The 21698-nt window shown below is 60.3% G+C and carries 15 protein-coding genes; 4 read left to right on the plus strand and 11 right to left on the minus strand.

The features are described 5' to 3' along the window. Positions 1–25 precede the first annotated feature (25 nt). A complete protein-coding gene (locus tag JOD50_RS00535) occupies positions 26–1141 on the plus strand; it encodes a polyprenyl synthetase family protein (protein ID WP_204880012.1) in 1116 nt (371 codons plus the stop codon). A gap of 69 nt (positions 1142–1210) precedes the next feature. Here JOD50_RS00535 and JOD50_RS10310 read toward each other — a convergent pair whose 3' ends face one another. Next, complete coding sequence (locus tag JOD50_RS10310) at positions 1211–1603, minus strand: Rv2175c family DNA-binding protein (RefSeq protein WP_338051955.1); 393 nt, start codon at positions 1601–1603, stop codon at positions 1211–1213. Between the two features lie 301 nt (positions 1604–1904). On the opposite strand from JOD50_RS10310, the gene JOD50_RS00545 reads away from it, so the two are divergent. Further along, positions 1905–3242 carry a lytic transglycosylase domain-containing protein gene (locus tag JOD50_RS00545; protein ID WP_204880014.1) on the plus strand — a complete coding sequence of 446 codons (1338 nt, stop codon included), beginning with the start codon at positions 1905–1907 and terminating at the stop codon, positions 3240–3242. A gap of 207 nt (positions 3243–3449) precedes the next feature. On the opposite strand, the gene JOD50_RS00550 is transcribed toward JOD50_RS00545, so the two are convergent. The 4 genes from JOD50_RS00550 to JOD50_RS00565 form a co-directional block, all read right to left on the minus strand. After that, positions 3450–8327, minus strand: a complete 4878-nt coding sequence (locus tag JOD50_RS00550; protein WP_204880015.1) for an NAD-glutamate dehydrogenase domain-containing protein — start codon at positions 8325–8327, stop codon at positions 3450–3452. A 52-nt stretch (positions 8328–8379) separates the two neighbouring features. After that, positions 8380–9792, minus strand: coding sequence for a CpaE/TadZ family protein (locus tag JOD50_RS00555; protein WP_204880016.1), 1413 nt, complete (start codon positions 9790–9792; stop codon positions 8380–8382). Between the two features lie 2 nt (positions 9793–9794). Beyond that, on the minus strand, positions 9795–10448 hold the full coding sequence (locus JOD50_RS00560) for a CpaB family protein (protein WP_143483865.1): 654 nt from the start codon (positions 10446–10448) through the stop codon (positions 9795–9797). 160 nt (positions 10449–10608) lie between these two features. Further along, positions 10609–11208 (minus strand): hypothetical protein, encoded by a 600-nt coding sequence (locus JOD50_RS00565; protein ID WP_143483866.1) that lies wholly within the window; start codon positions 11206–11208, stop codon positions 10609–10611. A 123-nt stretch (positions 11209–11331) separates the two neighbouring features. Between JOD50_RS00565 and JOD50_RS00570 the strand changes: the two genes are divergently transcribed. Both JOD50_RS00570 and JOD50_RS00575 read left to right on the plus strand, forming a co-directional pair. Then, positions 11332–12093, plus strand: a complete 762-nt coding sequence (locus tag JOD50_RS00570; protein ID WP_101629639.1) for a LysM peptidoglycan-binding domain-containing protein — start codon at positions 11332–11334, stop codon at positions 12091–12093. 26 nt (positions 12094–12119) lie between these two features. Next, positions 12120–12638: an Rv3235 family protein gene (locus JOD50_RS00575; protein WP_204880017.1), complete on the plus strand. Its 519-nt coding sequence runs from the start codon at positions 12120–12122 to the stop codon at positions 12636–12638. A 142-nt stretch (positions 12639–12780) separates the two neighbouring features. On the opposite strand, the gene secA is transcribed toward JOD50_RS00575, so the two are convergent. The 6 genes from secA to mtrA form a co-directional block, all read right to left on the minus strand. Further along, entirely contained in the window at positions 12781–15471 is a 2691-nt protein-coding gene (secA, locus tag JOD50_RS00580; RefSeq protein ID WP_204880018.1) for a preprotein translocase subunit SecA, read from the minus strand. A 186-nt stretch (positions 15472–15657) separates the two neighbouring features. Beyond that, positions 15658–16302 carry a ribosome hibernation-promoting factor, HPF/YfiA family gene (hpf, locus tag JOD50_RS00585; RefSeq protein WP_233430824.1) on the minus strand — a complete coding sequence of 215 codons (645 nt, stop codon included), beginning with the start codon at positions 16300–16302 and terminating at the stop codon, positions 15658–15660. Positions 16303–16489: 187 nt separating this feature from the next. Then, positions 16490–17323, minus strand: coding sequence for a ComF family protein (locus JOD50_RS00590; protein WP_204880019.1), 834 nt, complete (start codon positions 17321–17323; stop codon positions 16490–16492). A 125-nt stretch (positions 17324–17448) separates the two neighbouring features. After that, a complete protein-coding gene (locus JOD50_RS00595; RefSeq protein WP_204880020.1) occupies positions 17449–19197 on the minus strand; it encodes an LpqB family beta-propeller domain-containing protein in 1749 nt (582 codons plus the stop codon). Further along, entirely contained in the window at positions 19194–20975 is a 1782-nt protein-coding gene (gene mtrB, locus JOD50_RS00600; RefSeq protein WP_204880021.1) for an MtrAB system histidine kinase MtrB, read from the minus strand. The genes JOD50_RS00595 and mtrB overlap by 4 nt, the downstream gene beginning before the upstream one ends. A 22-nt stretch (positions 20976–20997) precedes the next feature. Continuing rightward, complete coding sequence (mtrA, locus tag JOD50_RS00605) at positions 20998–21678, minus strand: MtrAB system response regulator MtrA (protein ID WP_204880022.1); 681 nt, start codon at positions 21676–21678, stop codon at positions 20998–21000. Positions 21679–21698 lie beyond the last annotated feature (20 nt).

A 21698-nucleotide genomic window follows, 5' to 3' on the forward strand; every position in this document is an offset into this window, starting at 1 on the left:
CAACGCCACAGATAGAATAGGGGCCATGACCGATTCTACGAAGGCACCCCTGGCACACATCAGCCCAGACACCTCGCCTGAGCACATCAGCTCCCTCTTCCGCGAAGCCATCGAAGAACACGTCAAAGCCTTCTTTGAACAACAGCGGCACGACCTCAGCCGCGTCAGCCACCGCACCAACGCCCTGGTCGACGCGATCAGCTCGCTCAGCTCGGGCGGCAAGCGACTCCGGCCGATCTTCGCCCTCTGGGGAGCGCTCGCAGCCGGCGGCGACGCCAACGACGAGCGCCTCCTGACGCTTGGAACCGCGCTTGAACTCTTCCAGGCAGCCGCGCTCATCCACGATGACATCATCGACCACTCAGACACCCGCCGCGGCCAACCCGCAGTACACCGCAAACTCGAAGCCCTCCACCGGGAAAACGGATGGAACCGTTCTGCGTCCGAATTCGGCATCGCGGGCGCAATCCTCGCCGGCGACATCGCCCTGGCCTTGAGCGAAACCCTCTTCAACCAGGCCGACGCCGGCGCGAAGGCACGCGAACTCTTCGACGAAATGCGCACCCAGGTCATGGCCGGCCAATACCTCGACGTCCTCGCCGAACAAACCGGATCCCAGCTAACCCCCGACGAAGCCGCGGAAAACGCCTGGACCATCGTGACCTATAAAGCCGCACGCTACTCCGCCGAAAAACCGACCCTGCTCGGAGCGGCACTTGCCGGCGCGGATCAAGAACTCCTCGACGGGCTCTCTGCATTCTCGTTGCCGGCGGGGCAAGCGTTCCAGCTGCGCGACGACGAACTCGGCGTATTCGGCGACCCCGCCCAAACAGGTAAGCCAGCGGGCGACGACATCCGCGAAGGCAAACGCACACTCCTCATCGCGCTGACCCGCCAAAGGATCAACGAAGAACAGCAAGCGTGGCTCGAATCCGTGCTCGGGCGCGAAGACCTTGACGACGCCACGATCGAAGAAGTCCGCGAACTCATCCGAAACTCAGGAGCGGCAGAAGATCACGCCCGCCAGATCGATGCGCTCTACGACGAAGCCATGACCGCACTCGATGCCCTCGACATCCCCGAGCAAGCCCGCGAAGGACTCCGCTCTGTAGCAGCGGCGGCTGTGCGTCGGCACGCATAGGCGCCGCTAGAGCAGCGTCTTATTGCGGTAAAATCCGCTACAACAGCGTCTCGTTGCGGTTAGACGCCGCTACCATGCCAAAGCCGATGCGCGACGACGCACCTCAGTCTTGCGTCCCGCTTCCAGCGCATCCATCGGGCTGCCAGGCAGAGTCTCATCCTCAGTGAAGAGCCACGCAATAAGCTCCTCATCGCTATAACCGGCGTCAGTGAGCACCTGAATGGTGCCTTTGAGCGAATCCAACGGTTCGCCATCCCGGAAGAAACGAGCCGGAATCTTCTTAACACCGCTCTCCCCGATCGGAACCGCAACAATCGCCCGAATGTCAAGCAAGCGGCGTAGCTCGCGCACATCCAAGCCAGTGGATTCAACAATGTCCGGAACGGTCGTCCACTCGCCTACGAGCGTTTCAAGATCCTGTCCGCCGTTCGGCGCCTCATGATTCTGTACTGAATTCTGCACACCACCACTGTGACACACAGAGAGCCCAGATCCCACACTCGAAAAGCTCAACATTCACATGAGTCACAGTTTTCACATCAGTAACATTTGCCTCGATATTCACTTGGGTTTACATTCAGAACTTCCTTCTTGTATATTCACAGATGTCACATTTGCATCACGGTGTTGTCTGCGAGATAACGAAACGGCCACGGGGACGTCCACACCCAACGCCACCTACAGGGGCTCATCCCCCTGAGAGCTCGCGGACTCCACCTGCAATGTGCAGAAAGTAAATCCACATAACGTGAGGTCAGCAATCATGGCTCCAACGCCTCCGCGACGCACGACCGTCAATGGTGCCATCGCCACGGCGGCTCTGCCCATCATCACACTCTCGACCCTAGGCTCCCTGGCGGGAACCGCGAACGCAAGCAACATCCCCGCCACCAAGCCGACGCTGCGCCCTGCAGCAACGCCAACACCATCCAACGTCGCGGACGCCAAGGCACGCGCCGCAGCCCTCGTTGCTGCTGCCAAGCCGAAGACCAAGACCGTCACCGTCAAAGCTGGCGACACCGTATGGGCCCTCGCCTCCCGCCACGGCGTATCCGTAGAGCAGGTGCTGCGCCTCAACAAACTCAAGGCCTCATCGCTGATCTTCCCTGGCCAGAAGCTCACCCTCAGCGAGGGCGCAAGCCTTCCAAAGCCCACCACCAAGAAGACGAAGCCAGCGCGCTCCGTGTCCAAAGCCTCGGCTTCCGCAAAGACTTACACGGTGCGTTCGGGCGATACCCTCTCCGGCATCGCCGCCAAGCACGGCCTGAGCCTCTCAACTCTCTTCAAGGCCAACAAGATGAACGGCTCGACGATCATCTACCCTGGCCAGAAGATCAAGCTGAGCGGTAGCGCCGCGGCACCAGCGCGTGCAACCGCTAAGCCAGCCGCAGCTAAGCCTGCAGGCAAGGCAGCACCTAAGCCAGCTGCCGCATCGAAGACTTACACCGTCCGCGCAGGCGACACCCTCTCCGGCATCGCATCCAAGCACGGCGTGAGCCTCTCCGCGATCTTCAAAGCCAACAACTTCAACGGCTCGACCATCATCTACCCAGGTCAGAAGATCAAGCTCAACGGCACCGCAACCGCAGCGAAAAGCGCACCTAAGGCAGCAGCACAGGACAACTCGTTGGTCTCCAACAAGTTCCTGCACTACACCTACGACGCACAGACGCACACCAACGCGAACGTATCCAAGCGGAACCTGCTCTCGCGCCAAGTCCCAAGCCCAGCACAGATGCGTCAGATCGTCGCAGACACCGCGGCACGCCACGGCGTCGACCCAGCACTCGCTCTTGCACACGCACAGGTTGAATCCGGATTCGACGCACGCGCCGTATCCCCAGCCAACGCGATCGGCACGATGCAGGTCCTCCCATCCACCGCTAAGTGGATGGGCGACCGCGTAGGCCGCCAGCTCGACCCGCTCGACCCATACGACAACGTCACCGCCGGCATCCTGTTCATCAAGTACCTACAGACCAACGCGAAGAACCGCGACGAAGGCATCGCAGCGTACTACCAGGGCCTCGCAGGCGTACAAAACAACGGCATGTACCCAGACACCAAGGACTACGTCCGCAAGGTCAAGTCGAACATGTAACCGAACGGGCCACACGGCCCCCCACAAACCCAACTGGGGTGGTAGATCCGGGGAAGACCTACCACCCCAGTTGCGTTTAACCATTTCGCTCAAGTTAGAGCACCATCAACAAAGAGCCTCATTAAACACACCGGGCGTGGTGAGCGATGTTTCGCTCACCACGCCCGGATATACGTTCAGCGGGACTCCATCCCACCAACTACAGAATCAGCGGCCAACCATTGAACGCATCGTACGCGTGGCGACCAGCAGCGGAGCCATCTGGCCGCCGCCCACCTCACGCACCGCGTCGAGCTGTTCATGCGCCCGCTCAATACGGGCCGCATCACGTTGCTCCCACGCAACCACGCGAGCCTGCGCGGCCGAAAGGTCGCCGGCGGCATCGGCGGCACCAGCAGCGGCTTCCTTAGGAGCCTCGAGCACAGCCTGAGTCAGGCCCAGCACCGCTGCATACAGGTCATCACGCAACGAACTACGAGCCAACGCCTCCCAACGCGAAGATCGCGGCAAATCGCTGATCTGCGTCAACAAATCATCGATCCCGTAGCGGTCATACACCGCGTAGTAAACCTCCGCGGCCTCCTGGGCAGAGGACCCGCCTGCGGACGCGAGCTGAGTGATATCCAGCAGCGTGTAGGACTCGAAGTCCAAGCTGTGACGACGCGCCAACTCTTCAGGGAGGCCCGCCTCAACGTCACGCTCAAACCAAGCCCGAGCACGCTCAGCGTCCACGCCGCACAGCATATCGGCCAAGCCCTCACGCAACCGAGCCACAGGCTCTGCGAACTTCGCAAGAATCTCGTCAACAGAAGCATCGAGCGACTCATGCTCCAGAACCCAACGAGTCGCGCGGTCCAACAGACGCCGCGAATCGACATGCAGCTGCAACCACAGCTCATAGTCAATCCCGGCAGGCAACTGCGCGATCGCCTCAACGTGCTCAGCGATGCCGAAAACCTCATCCATCGCCAAGAACGCACGCGCCAGACGCGCAGCATCCGCGCCGGTCTCCTCCATCGCGCGGAACGCATACGTCACACCGCCGATGTTCACGATGCGGTTCGCAACCATCGTCGCGATGATCTCACGACGCAGCGGGTGCGCGGCGAGCGCGTCAGGGAAACGCTCCACGAGCTGAGGCGGGAAGTACGCTTCCAAGACCTTCTGCATCGCTGGGTCCTCCGGCAGATCAGAATCCACCAAAGCATCGATCAGCTGCATCTTCGAGTACGCGACAACGACCGCGGCTTCAGGGGTCGTGAGTCCCACGCCGGACTGCCTGCGCAGCTTGAACTCATCCGAGCTCGGAAGGTCCTCAAGCACACGGTCCAGATCAACGGTTTCCTCAAGGAAGCTCATCAACCGCTCATAGGCCGGTGCGAACTCGGAAGCGACACCCCGCTCAACAGCGAGCAAAACGTTCTGCGCCTTGTTCGTCGACAAAACAGCATCCGCGACGTTATCGGTCATCTCCGCCAGCAACGCCGGCCGGTCATCGAACGCAAGACGACCATCGCGAACCGCGACATCCATCAGAATCTTGATATTGACCTCACGGTCCGAAGACTCAACACCACCCGAGTTATCGATCGCGTCAGTGTTGTTGACCGTGCCGGCCTTCTGCGCGGCCTCGATGCGGCCCGCCTGAGTGAAACCAAGGTTACCGCCCTCAACCACCACACGAGCACGCAGCTGCGAGCCGTTCACGCGGATCGCATCGTTAGCGCGGTCCCCCACATCGGCGTTCGTCTCAGACTCCGCCTTCACATACGTGCCAACGCCACCGTTATAGATCAAATCAACCGGCGCCATCAGCACCGCACGGATCAGCTCCAACGGAGTCAGCTCACGCACGTCATCAGCAAGACCCAGAGCCTCACGCATCTGCTCCGTCACAGAAACCGACTTAGCCGAACGCGAGAACACGCCACCGCCAGCGCTAATCAGCTCACGGTTGTAGTCCTGCCACGAAGAACGCGGCGTGTTGTACAAACGCACGCGCTCCTCAAACGAAACCTTCGGATCCGGGTTCGGGTCAATGAACACATCGCGGTGATCGAACGCGGCCACCAGCTTGGCGTGCTCAGTACGCATCAAACCGTTACCGAAAACGTCACCCGACATGTCGCCGATACCGATCATCGTGAAGTCCTCAGACTGCACATCAGTACCCAACGTCTTGAAGTGACGCTTAGCCGACTCCCACGCGCCGCGGGCCGTGATGCCCATCGCCTTGTGATCGTAACCAACCGAACCGCCCGACGCGAAAGCATCACCGAGCCAGAAGCCACGCTCAGCGGAAATCGCGTTCGCGGTATCCGAGAAGGCCGCAGTACCTTTATCTGCCGCGACCACGAGGTACGGGTCATCACCATCGTGAGCCACAACCCGCTCGGGGCGAACCACCGAACGCGAGCCGTCCTCGGCGTACTCATAGTTATCCGTAATATCCAACAAGCTACGGATGAACTCCTGATACGCCGCGCGACCAGCCTCAATCCAAGCGCCACGATCCACAGCCGGATCAGGTAGCTGCTTAGCGAAGAAACCACCCTTCGCGCCAGCCGGCACAATCACAGCGTTCTTTACAGCCTGCGCCTTGACCAGACCAAGAACCTCGGTACGGAAATCCTCCTCACGGTCCGACCAACGCAAACCACCACGGGCCACCTCGCCGTAACGCAAATGCACACCAGCAACACGCGGCGAATCAACCCAAATCTCACGGAACGGACGCGGCATCGGAGCGAAAGCCAACTCCCCCGTCGCAATCTTCAACGCAACAGTCGGGCGGCCCTGATACGCGTTCGTACGCAACGTCGCACCGATCGCGTCACGCATACGACGAATCCATGTATCCGCATCCAACGTCGCAACATCATCCAGCGCGGTTGCCAACGCATCGCGGGAATCCTGCTGAGCCTGCTCGCGATCACCCGCAAACTCCGGATCAAAACGAGCCTCAAACAAGCCCAACAAAGCCGATGTCACGGCCGGATAACGCAGCAGAGTCGCGGCAGCGAAATCAACACTGTTCGAGGAACCACACTGACGCAGATACTGAACATAAGCGCGGAAAATAGCGACCTGATGCCATGTGAGGCCCTGCGCGGTAACCAGACCCTCGAGAGCATCCGACTCCGTACGGCCAGCCGCAACAGCCCGATACGCATCCTCAACCAGCGGCGCGATCCGCTCAACATCAGTCTCAGGAGCCAACGCGACCGTCAAAATGTAAAGGTAGCGCTCCGGCGCACCCAAAGGCTCGACGACGTATGGACGCTCCTGAATCACGCGGATCCCGAGCGCCTCAAGATGCGGCATAATCGATGAGAGCGGAGCTTGATCCGTCAAGTAGAGACGCAGCTTAGCGATCGTGGCGCCATCGGCCTCAACATCGAGCTCTTCAGGCCGATCAATCGAATCCAAACTCAGGCCAATGCCCACAGAATCCGCATCCGCCTCAAGGCGTTCAAACGCGCGAACATCATCCAGCGCATCCTCAATCTCGTACCGCACACGATAATCAGCTGGGAAGGCCTCAGCCCACTGCTGTGCATGCTGCATGCCCGTCTCCGTGCCACGCTCCTGCGTGAACACCTCGAGGATGCCTTCACTCCACGAACGCACGGCACGCGTCAACCGAGCCTCAAGCGCCTGCTCGTCGACACCCACCGTGTCGACGCCCTCGCCAGCCTTGAAGCGGTACGTCAACCGAACCACCGTGGTCGGCGAGTTCCAGACGTCCAGGTCCATGGTCTCCGCCGCGAACGTGCGCTTCAGTTCGTCCTCAACACGCAAACGAACCGTAGTGTTGTAACGGTCACGCGGCAAATACACCATGACCGTCACGAAACGGCCAAACGCATCCCCACGCACAAACGCGCGAGTACGGCGCTGCTCACCCATACGGGAAATCTTCGAAACGATCTCGACCAGCTCATCCGTGCTCGACTGGATGAGTTCCTCACGCGGATACGACTCCAGGATGCGCAGAATCGACTTACCCGTGTGCGAGGTCGCCAAGAAGCCCATGCGCGACAACACATGCCGGACCTTAGAGCGCACCACCGGAACCTCAGTGACCGGCTGACGCAGAGCCTCAAACGTGTACAAGCCAATGAAACGGTGCTCACCCACCACCGAACCATCAGCAGCGAAATCCTTGACGCCCACATAATCCAGGTACACGCGGCGGTGCACCGTAGAACGGCGGTTAGCGGTCGTCAAAACCAGCGGGCGCGGTTCGCGCGCTTTCTCCGCGGCCTTACCGCTCAGCGGACGTGACGCAGCATCCGTGCGACGCATCAAACCCAGCGCCGAATCGACGTCACCGCGCAAAACCTCGCTACCGTTCTCCTGCTCAAGCGCGTAATAGCGGTAGCCCAAGAACGTGAACGAATCATCGTCCATCCACCGCAAGAACGCGGCTGCCTCACGACGATCACGTTCAGAAACCGACGGGATCTCCTGCTCAAGCCGTTCAGCCAAGCGGCGAGCCTGCACCCGCATCGGCTCCCAGTCCTCAACTGCGCTACGCACATCCGCCAGAACTGACTCGACAGCCTGCTGAAGCTCTGCACGCTGATCAGCATCCAGCTCCTCAGTGATCAACACCGCGGTCCACGACTCGATCACAGCACGCGCGCCCTCAGGTGCCGCCAACATACCCAAGGCAGGCAACGCCGCAGTGCTCTCCGTAGCCGGCGTCGACTCCGAAAGCGGAACCTTCCGCACATCAACCAGCGAACCATCCTCAACCGAACGATGCGCCATATACGTCGGATGGAAAACAAACCCGATCTTGTTCGAGAAATCCAGAACACAGTTAGTGACCGAGTCAACGATGAACGACATGTCATCCGCAACCAGGTAAACAACGGTCCCCTTCTCGTGCGGTTCAACGCTCACTACCGCGGAGCCCTGCTTACGGACTCGGCCCACCACTGCGTGGCGCTCCAGCAGGTCCCTCACCCGATCGTGCCCAAAAGCCTCATATTCCTGAGCATCAATGTCCGCGCCATAACGCTGAACGATATCGTCGCCAAACGAACCAGATTGAGGAACTGACTGCGTGTTTGCCACGCAACCCACCGCCTTCACAAGAATCGACGCGTGGCCGCAACAACGGCCTCTATTAGGTGCCCCCGGTCACATTTGGGGCTCCCTTCACCCTAGCCTTAAACAGCCCACCGCGTGCAGCTTTTAAGGGAGTTTCCAGATTCTCTCCACACTCACACAAGCTACAAGCGAAATCCCGGATCGCTCCACGTGCCGCAGACCTCGCTGCGGCGTGACTCAACGCGGTCGCTGCATCCAACGCATGCTCTACCGCGGCATCATCTTTCGGGATGAAAACCTCCGGGCGAAAACCCTTAGGGCCAAACCTCTCCCACGCGAGCTTGACGCCACGCGCCGCGCCCTTAGAAACCTGATTCACCACCACAGAGATACGGCCCTGCGTCAGCTCCGGCGCCTGCCCAACCGCACGCATCAGCCGCGGCAAACCCACCGCATCCGCAGTACCGATCACCACCACATCGTCAGCCATCTCAAGAGCCGTGAGCGTCGCATCATCACGTTGCGGAGCGAACGTATCGAACGCGATGTCCTGATCATTATCAGCAGGCGCCGCAACGTCCACAATCACAAGCTCCGATGCCTCCCGCAATGCCTCAAGACTCCGCTTGAGCGCGGCCTTCCCGACCTCCTGCCAGCGGCTCGGACGAGGAAGCCCCGTGGTGACGCGCAAGATCGCTTTCCCGATGCGGACCCGCGCATGCGCGTCCGTATCCGAATTCGGTGAAAACGTTCCCGCTTCAACCGAACGGCACAACCGCACAATTCCGGACGTCTCCCCGAGCATCCCTAGCCGCGCCGCAATGCTCGATGCCCGCGTATCCGCATCCACCAAGGTCACAGACTTCCCGGCGAGCGCCGCTTCCGTCGCCAGTTCGATCGATAGAAAGCTGCGGCCCGGCGCTCCAGCGCCACTCCACACCACGACGATGCGGCCCGGCTCGCGCTGGACCGTTTCAGGTTCGATGCCCTCGGGTTGGCTGGACTGGTTTTCCTCGTTCGCGGGATCTTCGATGTCCGGGAGATGTGGCAAACCCGTGCGCGGCTCTACCCCGTGAAGCTGAGAAAGGTCGTCCGGGATTACGGACTCGAACTCATCGACGGTCTCAGCACGACGCCGCCCACGCCTCTTGAGAGGCTCCGCCCGCGACAACGCTTCCGCTATCACCTCAGCGGAAGCCGAAGAACCTACCGACCCCACACCAAGCCGAAACAAACGCGAAGCCGCCTTCGCATCGTCGGTCACCGCGACAAGACGACCACCCGCGGCGTGAACAGCATCGACCAAGCCGCTATCGACATCGTCAAACTGATCAACAACGATCACATACCGCGCCAAGCCAGCGGCCAGCGTCGCCAACAGCTCCGCCCCATCAGTGCACACCCGCACGACCGTGACCAACCCGACCTCAGACTCCAAACGAGCAAAAACATCAGGCGACTCACCAAACAAAACAACAGAGGAGCTCACGGTTACTCCCCCGCAGCACTCGCCGCAATAGGTGCGGAAACCACGCTCACAACGCTCTCACGCGCAATGTGGCCCACCATCGCGGAGACTTCATCACGCGGGATCAAAACCTCCAAAACATGCCCCTGCGAAGCCCCGAAACCAGAATCCGCGCGCTCAACCTTCACTACCCGGACCCCGGACAACGCGAGCTGCGGCTCGGTTTCCGGCTCCGCGATCTTCGGCGTGACATACACATCCACGCCTTGACCAACCTTGACACCCGCCGGCAACGGGCCCTCGACCGTCAACGAAAACGAACGCAAATGGGCAGGCACATCCGCTTCGATCGCGCGGCGTGTCAACAGCTCGCCCTTCGAAACGTAATCGCTCACCGTCGCGCCAGCCACCGGAACATCACGCGAAACATAATGCTCACCCGGCCCAGCCATGCGCGCTTCAACCGGAACCAGATCCTTCTCAGTGAGAACAGTGCCCGGGGCCAAATCATGAGCCGCAACCATGTACGTTTCCGTGCGAGTCACCGAACGCACCAGCAAGACGACGCCCAAGATCGAAGCGACAACCAGCACAACGCCGATCACCAACCTCGGGTCACGCCAGCTCGCCGGCTGCCACCTCAAAACCGACCCAGCAGAACCACCGCGATCGCTCATAGCCACCTCAAACACGTCACGCCCATCGAGGGCATTCTTCAAGATGATTTGACGATAACGACCAACGCGAAACACAACAAGAGGTAACAAGCGACGCAATCCAACATCCCGGACACAGATCGCACACAGCTATACCGCTCCGTTGCCGGGGCGAGGGCACTCAGATCGTTGAAACAGCCGAAACCGCAGCAAGCGCGCCCAGAGGAACCAGCACCAACGACCGCGACGCCGAGCCACCCACCTGCGCCTGCATGCGGATAAAATCCCCACCCACCGCAACAATCAAGCCGCTACCGACAACCCCGTCGGACAAAACGAAACGCACACTCTGCCGATCCCGACCAACGGCGCGCAGCGCGGACTTCCACGGCGCCTTAGTGCGCCGGCACTGTGCTGCATTGCGGAGCTGGGCTGTATTGCGGGGCTGGGCTGTATTGCGGGGCTGCGCTTCAGTACGGGGCACGGAGCCAACCCCTGCAGTAGAGCCGAGAACCTCAACCCACACGCCTGCTTGATCAGGGAAAAGCCACGACTCCCGCGCCGACTCAATCCCGAACCATCCGGAACCAACCACGGCGACCTTCCCTGTAAAAGAATGTCCGGTCACGTGGACTTTGACCTGCGCTCCCGCGACTTCTGTCAAGAAATCGCGGCGCGCATATTCAGCCCGGGCAAGTTCGCCTGCCTCAGCGCGCATCTCTTGCCACTGCCCCGCGAGCAATTCGTGGGACATGTCCTCAAACAGGTCGTCGAAACGCATGCCCACAGCCTACTGAAAATCCACCACGCAAAAACCCCCTCTTGACACCAACGGGAAATATCAAACAGAATCAAAGCACAGCAAACGAACATAGGTTCTTACTATTCGAAGGAATGACCACCGATGACACCTAACGCTTCACGAAGGCTTCCGAGAAACCTGACGTCTTCACCTTCGTCTCTGCACATCACCGCGGCATGGCTCGCCCCCGTGGCCGGGCTCGCGATCGGAACACCCGCACTCACTGCGCTAGGGCCCTGGTTCCCCAACGCCGAATCGCCAGACTTACTCATCGCACGCCTCGGCGCATGGAGCTTGTGCCTCATCAGCCTCTACTTCCTCCTCAACCACGCATTGGCGCTCTCACTGCGCGGCCTCAATGCGCTCGGCGTTCGTACCGAACGCTGGAACCGATGGGTTCCCCGCGCATCAGCGTTGGCCGCCGGCCTTATCCTCACAGCGCCAACACCATCGCATGCCGCACCACCACCGGACACGACTGTCATCACCCAAGAAACCCGCACACAAGAAACCAGCGCGACAACAGCCACGCCCGCTACGTCAGCCGCCTTCCCCATCGACGGCAAGCAAGCGGCCACGCCGGCAAAGCAAGACGCCACACAGCAAGAGGCCGCGGCCTTCACCGTCAAGAAAGCCGACCCCGTCCCACTACCGCGGAGCATGGGGACACCCGCCCGAGCCGACACGGTGATCGTCAAAACGGGAGACACGCTTTGGGACCTCGCCGCACGCCACCTCGGCCCGGGAGCAACTCCACAACAGATCGCCAAAGAAACTCAGCGGTGGCACAACAGCAACCGCGAGCTGCTAGGCGATAACCCGCACCTCATCCAGCCCGGACAAGAACTACTCATCCCTGCCTAAGGGCGCACTCACACCGGAGGATTCCCATGACCACCGCACCACTCTGCGAACCACGCCTCGATCCCGCATCGAACGTCACGCCGTTCCCTGCCCCATCCGACCCAGCCACAGCCGGCCCCGCTGCAGGCTCCGCCACTTCGGGCTCCCCGACTACAGCGCAACCAGACTCTTCCGTGAGACCAGGGTCTCCGGCGCATCAACAGCTCGCCCGCACCATAGCTCAAGCAATCGCCGATGTGCTCTCCGGCCGCCGCCCGTCCCTCGCCTTGGCAGGGTGGTTCGAACTCATGCCGCTCAACAAGGTACAAAACCGCGCCGGATGGGAACGCGAAGCCTCCGCAGCTAAAGGAACCCCATGGCCATGGCGCACCCTCGGCGTGCTTTCAACCCACGTGCAAGCCCAATACCGTAGCCCTAATAGCGAAGCGCTACCCACACTCGAATGCTGTGCAAGCATCCTCACCCCACGAGGAGTCCGCGCCATCGCCTTCACCCTGAAACCACACGGCCGCAGGCTCCGCTGCACGGATGTCCAGATCGGGTGAAAGCTGAAGGGCACACGGGGTAAGCATGCCTGCCCCCATCGGATAGGCCCGAAGTAGTTAAGCAAGCGGGCTCGCACACCTTTCGGTGCACGAGCCCGCTTTGCTGCAACGCCGCTAACCGCACAGCGCTGATATGAAAACCCTAGCGGCGCTTCTTAGCGTTCTTCTTAGCCTTACGCGCCTGCTTACCGGTCACCTTAGGCTCATCCTTCTTGGAGCGGGTGCGGCGAGTGCGTGCCTCACCAGACTCATCCGGAGCCGAATACTCGAGATCTTCCTGGCTGGACTCAGAATCCATCAGACCAGCGCCCTTCGCCTCGCCGGCATCGTGGCCAGGTTCGACCTCTGCGTGGAACATCAAGGAAACCGAGTCCTCACGGATCCCTTCCATCATGGCTTCGAACATTTCGTAGCCTTCACGCTGGTACTCGACCAGCGGGTCACGCTGAGCCATCGCACGCAGGCCAATACCTTCCTTGAGGTAGTCCATCTCGTAGAGGTGTTCCTGCCACTTACGGCCAATCGAAGACAACACGACGCGGCGTTCCAAGTCGCGCATCGTCGTAGCGCCCAAGTACTCTTCACGGCGCTCGTACGCGACCAACGCGTCAGAGACGATCTCTTCCTTGAGCATCTCCGCAGTCAGGCCGCCCTGATCACCACCGGCCTCCTCGATGAGGTCTTCCGGAGTCAACGTAACCGGGTACAGGACGCGCAGGTTATTCCACAGCGCCTCAAGATCCCAGTCATACGGTTCGCCAGCCAGGGTCGCTTCCGTGACCATCGCGCCAACAGCATCCTCAATGAAGTGCTGCATACGCTCCTCCAAGTCCTCACCTTCGAGGATCTGACGGCGGTCAGCATAGATCGCCTCACGCTGACGGTTCATCACGTCGTCATACTTCAAGACGTTCTTACGCTGCTCCGTGTTGACAGACTCAACCTGACGTTGAGCCGACTCGATCGCGCGCGAAACCATCTTGGATTCAAGCGCCATGTCGTCCGGCATGCTTGGCGAGTTCATGATGCGCTCCGCCATACCGGCGTTGAAGCGACGCATCAGCTCATCCGACATCGACAAGTAGAAACGGGACTCACCCGGGTCACCCTGACGGCCCGAACGACCACGCAACTGGTTATCGATACGACGCGATTCGTGACGCTCCGTACCCAGAACATACAAGCCGCCGAGCTCACGAACCTCGTCGCCCTCAGCCTCACACTGGGCCTGGAACTTCTCGAAAACCTCATCCCAGACAGCCTGGTAACCCTCAGGATCAACATCGGCATCCAAGCCGCGGTTCTTCATCTCAGTGACAGCCAAGAACTCAGCGTTACCGCCGAGCATGATGTCAGTACCACGGCCAGCCATGTTCGTCGCGACCGTAACCGCGCCCTTCTTACCGGCCTGAGCAACAACCGCAGCTTCGCGTTCGTGCTGCTTAGCGTTCAAAACCTCGTGGCGGATACCGCGCTTAGCGAGCTTCTGAGACAAGTACTCGGACTTCTCAACCGAAGTCGTACCAACCAGAACCGGCTGACCTGAACGGTGACGTTCCTCGATGTCCTCAGCAACAGCCTCGAACTTCGCGATCTCGTTCTTGTAGATCAAGTCCGGCTTATCGACGCGCTGCATCGGCTTGTTCGTTGGGATCGGAACCACGCCGAGCTTGTAGGTGTTGTTGAACTCCGCCGCCTCGGTTTCTGCGGTACCGGTCATGCCGGAGAGCTTGTCGTAGAGACGGAAGTAGTTCTGCAACGTCACGGTCGCCAAGGTCTGGTTTTCAGCCTTGATCTCAACGTTCTCTTTCGCCTCAATCGCCTGGTGCATGCCCTCCGAATAACGGCGGCCAGGAAGCGAACGGCCAGTGTGCTCATCGACGATCATGATCTCGCCGTCCATGACCACATAGTCCTTATCCCGCTTGAACAGCTCCTTCGCCTTGATCGCGTTGTTCAAGAAACCGATCAGCGGAGTGTTCGCGGACTCGTACAGGTTCTCGATGCCGAGGTAGTCCTCAACCTTGTCGATACCAGAAGCCTTGACACCCACCGTGCGCTTCTTGATATCGACCTCGTAGTCCTCGTCGATCTTCATGCCGCGCACGAGCTTGGAGAACTCGCTGTACCAGCGGTTCACGTCACCCTGCGCCGGGCCGGAAATGATGAGCGGGGTACGGGCCTCATCGATCAGAATCGAGTCGACCTCATCGACGATCGCGAAGTTGTGGCCGCGCTGAACCAGCTCATCCATGGACCACGCCATGTTGTCACGCAGATAATCGAAGCCGAACTCGTTGTTGGTTCCGTACGTGATGTCCGCGGCATACTGCTGGCGGCGCACCGACGGCGGCTGGTTTGAAACGATAACGCCCGTGCTCATACCGAGGAAACGGTAGAGGCGGGACATGAGCTCGCCCTGATAGTTAGCGAGGAAGTCGTTGGTCGTCACAACATGGACGCCCTTGCCGGAGATCGCATTGAGATAAGCAGCCGCAGTCGCGACGAGCGTCTTACCTTCACCGGTCTTCATTTCAGCGATGTTGCCGAGGTGGAGGGCCGCGGCACCCATCAGCTGGACGTCGAAGTGACGCATACCCAGCGTGCGCTGCGACGCTTCACGCACCACCGCGAACGCTTCGGGGAGCAGGTCATCGAGGCTCTCGCCCGCTTCATGCCGTTCACGGAACTGGTCCGTCATGGACTGCAGCTCTTCATCCGTGAGCTCCTTGATGGAGTCTTCGAGTGCGTTGATCTGTGAGACGTAAGAACGCAGACGCTTCAGAATGCGTTTATCGCCAGCTCGCAAGATGCGCTCGAACAGATTGGCCACGTGTTTTCTCCCCCATGACGAAGCGACCGGAATCTACCGGCCCTTCGCCATCTTACGCGTTGAATACGTTTTTACCCCAAGCCAATGGCGGGAGATTCCTGAAAATCTCCCGCCATTAGCCTGAATGACAGTTACTAGAATTCTACTGCCCCACTGTTATGGGAACACTAAATTCCGATGCGGTCGTTAGCTGCGGTAGGTCTTGATGCCGTCTTTGGATACCTCGGTGAGGTTCTCGTCCAGGGCGATCACGCCGTAGGACCATCCGCGGCGACGGTAGACGAGCGAAGGCAAGCCGGTCTCAGAGTCGAGGAACAGGTAGAACGGGTGGCCTACGAGTTCCATGTTGTCGACGGCGTCGTCTTCGGTCATCGGAACGGCTGGGAAACGCTTGCGGCGGATTTCAACCGGAACGTCACCAACTTCTTCTGCGCGGCGGGCTTCCTCTACCTGTTCGAGCAGGGACTTATCGCTTGCTGGCACTGACTCAGGGTCGATCGGCTGGCTCAGTGCGCGGTCATTACGACGGTGGTCTTTGGCTTTGTCGCGAGCGCGACGCAAACGCTCAAGCAGCTTTGCGAACGCGAGGTCGAAGGCCGAGAACTTCTCAGAGGAGTGAGCTTCAGCGCGGACCGCCGGCCCCGGGCCGATGACGGTGACTTCGACGGTCATTTCGGAATCAGCGACGCGGGCGTTAGGTTGGCGGGAAACCTTGATATCGATCGTTTGTGCCCTCGGGGAAAGCTGTTCAACCTTCGCGGCACGATCCTCGACGTATTCGCGGAACCGGTCCGTAACGCTGACGTTGCGGCCAATGACGTTGACATCCATGAGAGGTCCTCCCTCAATTCCGAAACAGCACCCGGTGACGGTCCGGCGGGAAGACTATGAACTCATCACCGCCGTTGACGCCAGGTGATGGGTTTGGCTAGAGGCTCTACCTCGAACTCAAGCCCATGCTTAAAGTTACATCGGTCACACCGTGTTTCGCACCTGTTTGAACCGTATTGGAAGCAAGTTAAGCGGGTGGCTTATTTTCGGTCTCTTCACTTGCGCTGACGGCTGCAGTTCCACCGGGAGGCCTGACCCACGCGACACAGAACGCACCAACAACCGTAAAGCCGTAAGACCTCAAAGTTCGAGCAGCCTCGGCGAGAGTTGACCCGGTCGTCATAACATCATCGAACAACACGACCCTGCGTGGGATCCTTCCGTGACGGTCCCGCCGCTTCGCGTTCTGTAGCGCGGCCTGGTCGATGGCAAACTGCCCCTTGACCGCCGCGCTCCGCCCGCTGCGACCACGCGATTTCTGTGGCCCCTGCCGCGTCAAACCCCAGCTCGTGAGTGTTCGAACCCTCAAGAAGTTCATAACCGACTGAACCTCAGACTCCCGCAAGAGCTCCTCGACCGGTGAGAATCCACGCGCACGCACCGATGAAGCCTTCGACGGAACCGGAACAACCGCGACTGGCCCGCGTTCAGTAACCGACCGCATCAGCTTCCACGCCCGATCCACTGCAGGACGAAAACGCCTGATCAGTCCAAGACCACCCCGGGTTTTCGCTGCCAGCAATGCATTCGAAACAACCCCGGAATAGGCCGCCGCGGCCACAACCGGCGCCCGATGCTGGGGAGCTAAAACGTCAAGCTCCCTCAGATCATCAACTACAGACGGATGCAACAGCGCCCGCCCCAAATCCGACCCACATTCAACACACAACGGGCCGGCATCGGATGAACATCCCACACACCGGGACGGAAGAATCGCCAAAGCTGCTTCATTCAGCGCGCTGCGCGCCGCGCTCACCACAGGACCAAACCACGCCGCATCGGCCGCTTCACGCCACCTCATGCATCCAGCATCGTGTGCCACTACACCGCAACGGCCAGGTCACAGAAAATGTGGATAGAACGCCCCAAACTCAAGGCTGTGGATCATCGCAGTGGGACAGAAACCGGTGTCACCAGCCCGCGCCATCAGCCAGCGTACGAAAGCTCATGATCGTCCCGGCGCACCTGCTTCCAACCGTTCGAAGTCCGCTGATACACGCCATCCGCGTTCTCCGCATACACAGCATCCTGTCCCGCGCCCACCGTCAAATGAGTCATCCCGAGCAAAGGCTGACGCCACATCTTCGTCTCACCCAAAAGCGAGACCTGCTCAACATCTACGCGAGACTTCGGATCCGGCTTGTACACCACCAGATCCGAGGCACCAATCCATTGCACACGGGTAGGCTTCGAGGTCGTTTTGACCTTGAGAGGCTTCGCCAAACCGGTAGGGCGATCGCTCTTAGAACGCTGAATACCAGAAACCAGCAGACGCTCCCCCTCCGCATCCGTCAACGTAAACGCAAGCCGAGCGCCATCAGGAGAAACCCGCACCGACGTCACAGTGCTATTGGGCTTCAGGTCAAGATCCATGCGGGCCGATTTGCCGCTCGCGGAGTCATAAGCCACAACACCATCAGCATCCGAGGTCCACACCCAGCCGAAACCATCCATCGACGGCGCCGTCATGACAGGCCCAGTCTGCAGTTCACGGAACGAACCCGTGCTTCCATCAACAGACAAAAGCCTGGTCTTTTGCGCAGCCAAAACAGCGTAAACAACATCGCTGCCCGGCTGCATCGCCGGCGAACTCAGTCCAGGTCCAAGCGTTGACTGCACATCGACAAGCCGGTTACCCGACTCATTCGCGCGCACCAACAGGTCGTTCTGAAGCCCCACGAGCTTGTCCGAAACCTGCGGCTCAACCACCGGAGGATTACGTTCAGCATCGGCCGAAACCTTGAGTTCCTGCTGGTCGACCGACATCGAGACCTTTTGGACCGAAGGCACCTCGCTCAAGCTCAAATCCAGCTGACGCATCATGAGGCTGCGCTGACGGTCGTCGGCGCTAGAGACGACTTCTTCCGGAACATCAACCTGAGCCAACCCATCCTGAATCGGGACGGTAGGCCGGGCAAGCCCCGCATCCTTAGGGAAAGCACTCGAAACGGAACCCTCAAGATACGGCGCAGGCCCGTGGAGCAGCGCCGTCACCACGGCGGTAGCCATGCCCTGGCGACGCACGAACCACCGAACATCCGGCACAACAGCGGTCAACTGCGGGTTATAGAACGCGAGCGTGACCGATTCGTAGGCTCGTTGGAACATCTGAGATTCAACAACCACGCCATCGGGCGCCCGAGAAATCCTCCACTCCCCGTTTTCCTTCAAAAGCTCGAACTCAAGGGTGCGGGTTTGAGGGTTAGGGTTCTCGTTCTGAACGCCGTACGCATCGACGGTGCGTAGCACGCGAGGCTTAGCGACCAGCGTGCCCTGGCCTTCTTCTGAGCGGTTCACGCTCGGCGTTGAATCCGTGACGATGACTTCTTTAGTGGGGTTCCACTGCGGCGACCGTTCCGCGGTCAGGAAGCTGCGCGCAACCGCCCAGTCGTCCTGCGCTGAAACGCCCGCGGCAAGGAAACCCCTCACGATCGTTTCCGGCGAATCCCCCGGGGACGGGCCCGGTATGTCGAACGTGTAGCTGTGTTCGTTGCCGTCTTTATCGTCTGGCGCATAGGTTCCCACTGGCCCGGAAGTGGGAATGCTTGTGCACGCGGCGAGCACTGTTGCCAGCACGACGGCGAGCACGGACATCAGCGCGATGCGCCAGCTCGGTGACGCTGCCCGCTGGTTTGCGCTGTGTGCGCTGTGGTTAGGTGACGTCGACGAGGTCATCGCGCCTCACTTCCCTCAGTGCTTGCCGGATCTTTCTTGTCCTCTGTTGCGGCGCCCGCGGTTACGGCCTTGGCTTCTGCAGACTTGTTTTCCTCCGTTTCCGCGGCGACCGCGGCTTCAACAGCGCCGATCGCTTTGCCGTAGGGGCCCAGCGGTAACGGGGACTCAGCGATTTTTGCACCGAGGGTTTTAGGCAGAGTGAGGCGGAAGGTCGAGCCGACCCCTGGTTTGCCCCAGGCCTCAAGCGCCCCTCCGTGCAGTTGCGCGTCGGCGCGTGCGATGGACAAGCCGAGGCCCGAACCACCAGTTGTGCGTGCGCGGGCTGGGTCTTTACGCCAGAACCGTTCAAACACGCGCACCGCGTCTTCTTCGCTGAGGCCGATGCCATGGTCTCGTACCGCGACCGCCACCGCATCGGAATCTTCACCTATGAAGACTTCGATCGGGTTGCCTTCGCCGTGTTCAACCGCGTTGAGGATGAGGTTACGGATGATGCGTTCGATGCGGCGAGGATCCATCGACGCGTAGACCCCGCGCTGCCCTTTCTCGGCACCAACGATCGTGACTTTGACGTTCGATCCGGCTTTCTCGGCCCACGGCTGAGCGGTGGCCATCGCGCGAGATACGACCGCTTCAACATCGGTTTTCGTTTCCGCTAGCTGTGCCGCACCCGCGTCGAAACGCGAAATCTCGAGCAAGTCATTGAGCAGGCCCTGGAAGCGCTCAACCTGGTCGTACAGAAGCTCAGTTGAGCGTGCGTTGACTGTACTGAATTCGTCGCGGCTCAGGTACAGAACCTCCGCCGCCATACGCACCGTGGTGAGTGGGGTGCGCAGCTCGTGGGACACATCGGACACAAAGCGCTGCTGCATTTGCGACAGCGCTTCGAGCTGCACAATCTGTTCAGCAAGCGAGTCCGCCATCCTGTTGAAGGATGTGGACAATCGGGCGAGCTCGTCTTGGCCACGCACCTTCATGCGTTCCTCGAGTTTGCCCGCGGCGACCTTCTCCGCTGTCTGCGCGGCTTCCGCAACCGGCTGGAGTGAACGCCGAGCCACGTACCAAGAAATACCCGTAATGATGAGCAACAGGAGCGCGCCGCCAGCGATCAGCACACGCTGAACCAGTACGAGCGTGTCTGCTACCTGCGAGAAGTCGTACACGAGGAACAGCGCGTAGTCGCGTCCCGGCGGAACCGTGACTCGTTTACCGAACGCAACCCCTGGCTTGACCTGGTCCTTCTCACCAGGAAGCGCGACGGACTGCCAGTAGATGTCGGAGCCGGCGGCCACTTGGTTCTGTAGCTCATCGGTAATAGCGCTCGATGCTTCCGCTGAGGTGTCCTGGCCCGGAACCCAATAAGCGGAGGCGCCTGGAAGGAGCCGGAACACGACGTCGCGGGGCACCGCCACGCCGTCGCCCTGCATGCCTCTCAGTGTGTCCATCACGAGGGTCGATGCCGCGTTCGCGTTGGTGGTCGATGCGGACGAGAAGGAGGAATCGGCTTGTTCGAGGCCCCTGGTCGCTTCAGCTGAGACCTGTTCGAGGCGTTCTTGGAAGAGCCCTTTCGAGATCTGCACGCTCAGGAAGCCGCCCACAATTACTTCTGCGAGCCCCACGAGCACCACCGTGATCACGACGGTGCGGAACTGGACGGAATGCCGCCAAAACCGCAACCCGACGCCCAGCCACCGGCGTGGATCCCACTTTGAGTGCACGCTCGGGTCAGGCACCACCGTGCTGCGGCGGCGCCTGCGGACCAAGTAACGATTCGGCAAAGGTGCTCGCTTACCTTCCGAGCTAGTTCTGGCCGGTCTTGTACCCGACCCCTCGGACAGTCAAAACGACCTCTGGGTTTTCAGGGTCGCGTTCCACTTTGGAGCGCAGGCGCTGGACGTGCACGTTGACCAGGCGGGTGTCTGCGCTTTCGCGGTAACCCCATACTTCGTTGAGGAGGTCTTCGCGGCTGAACACTTCACCCGGTTTGCGGGCCATCGTGGAGAGGAGGTCGAATTCGAGCGGGGTCAGCTGGAGCTGTTCGTTGCCACGGAAAACGGTGTGGCGGGCTACGTCGATCGTGATGTCCTTGACCGTGAGCTGGCTGGCGTCGTGGCGTTGACCGCCGCCACGCAGGCGGGCCCGCACGCGCGCCAAAAGTTCGGCTGGTTTGAACGGCTTAGGGATGTAGTCGTCAGCCCCTGCCTCAAGCCCACGCACAACGTCCTGTGTGTCAGATTTAGCGGTGAGCATGATGATGGGGACATCGGATTCTTCACGGATTTCACGGCAAATCTGGATGCCGTCTTTACCCGGAAGCATGAGGTCCAGCAACACGAGGTCTGGTTCGGTGCGGCGGAACATATCCACGGCCTTCATACCGTCATGGCAGAACACGGGATCGTGCTCATCGTTTTTCAAAACGATGCCGATCATTTCCGCCAACGCTTCATCGTCATCAACGACGAGGATGTGTCCCTTCATTGTCCCCCGCATTCCCCCAC

Origin of the sequence: Pseudoglutamicibacter cumminsii (assembly GCF_016907775.1) — a bacterium.
Taxonomy (GTDB): domain Bacteria; phylum Actinomycetota; class Actinomycetes; order Actinomycetales; family Micrococcaceae; genus Pseudoglutamicibacter; species Pseudoglutamicibacter cumminsii.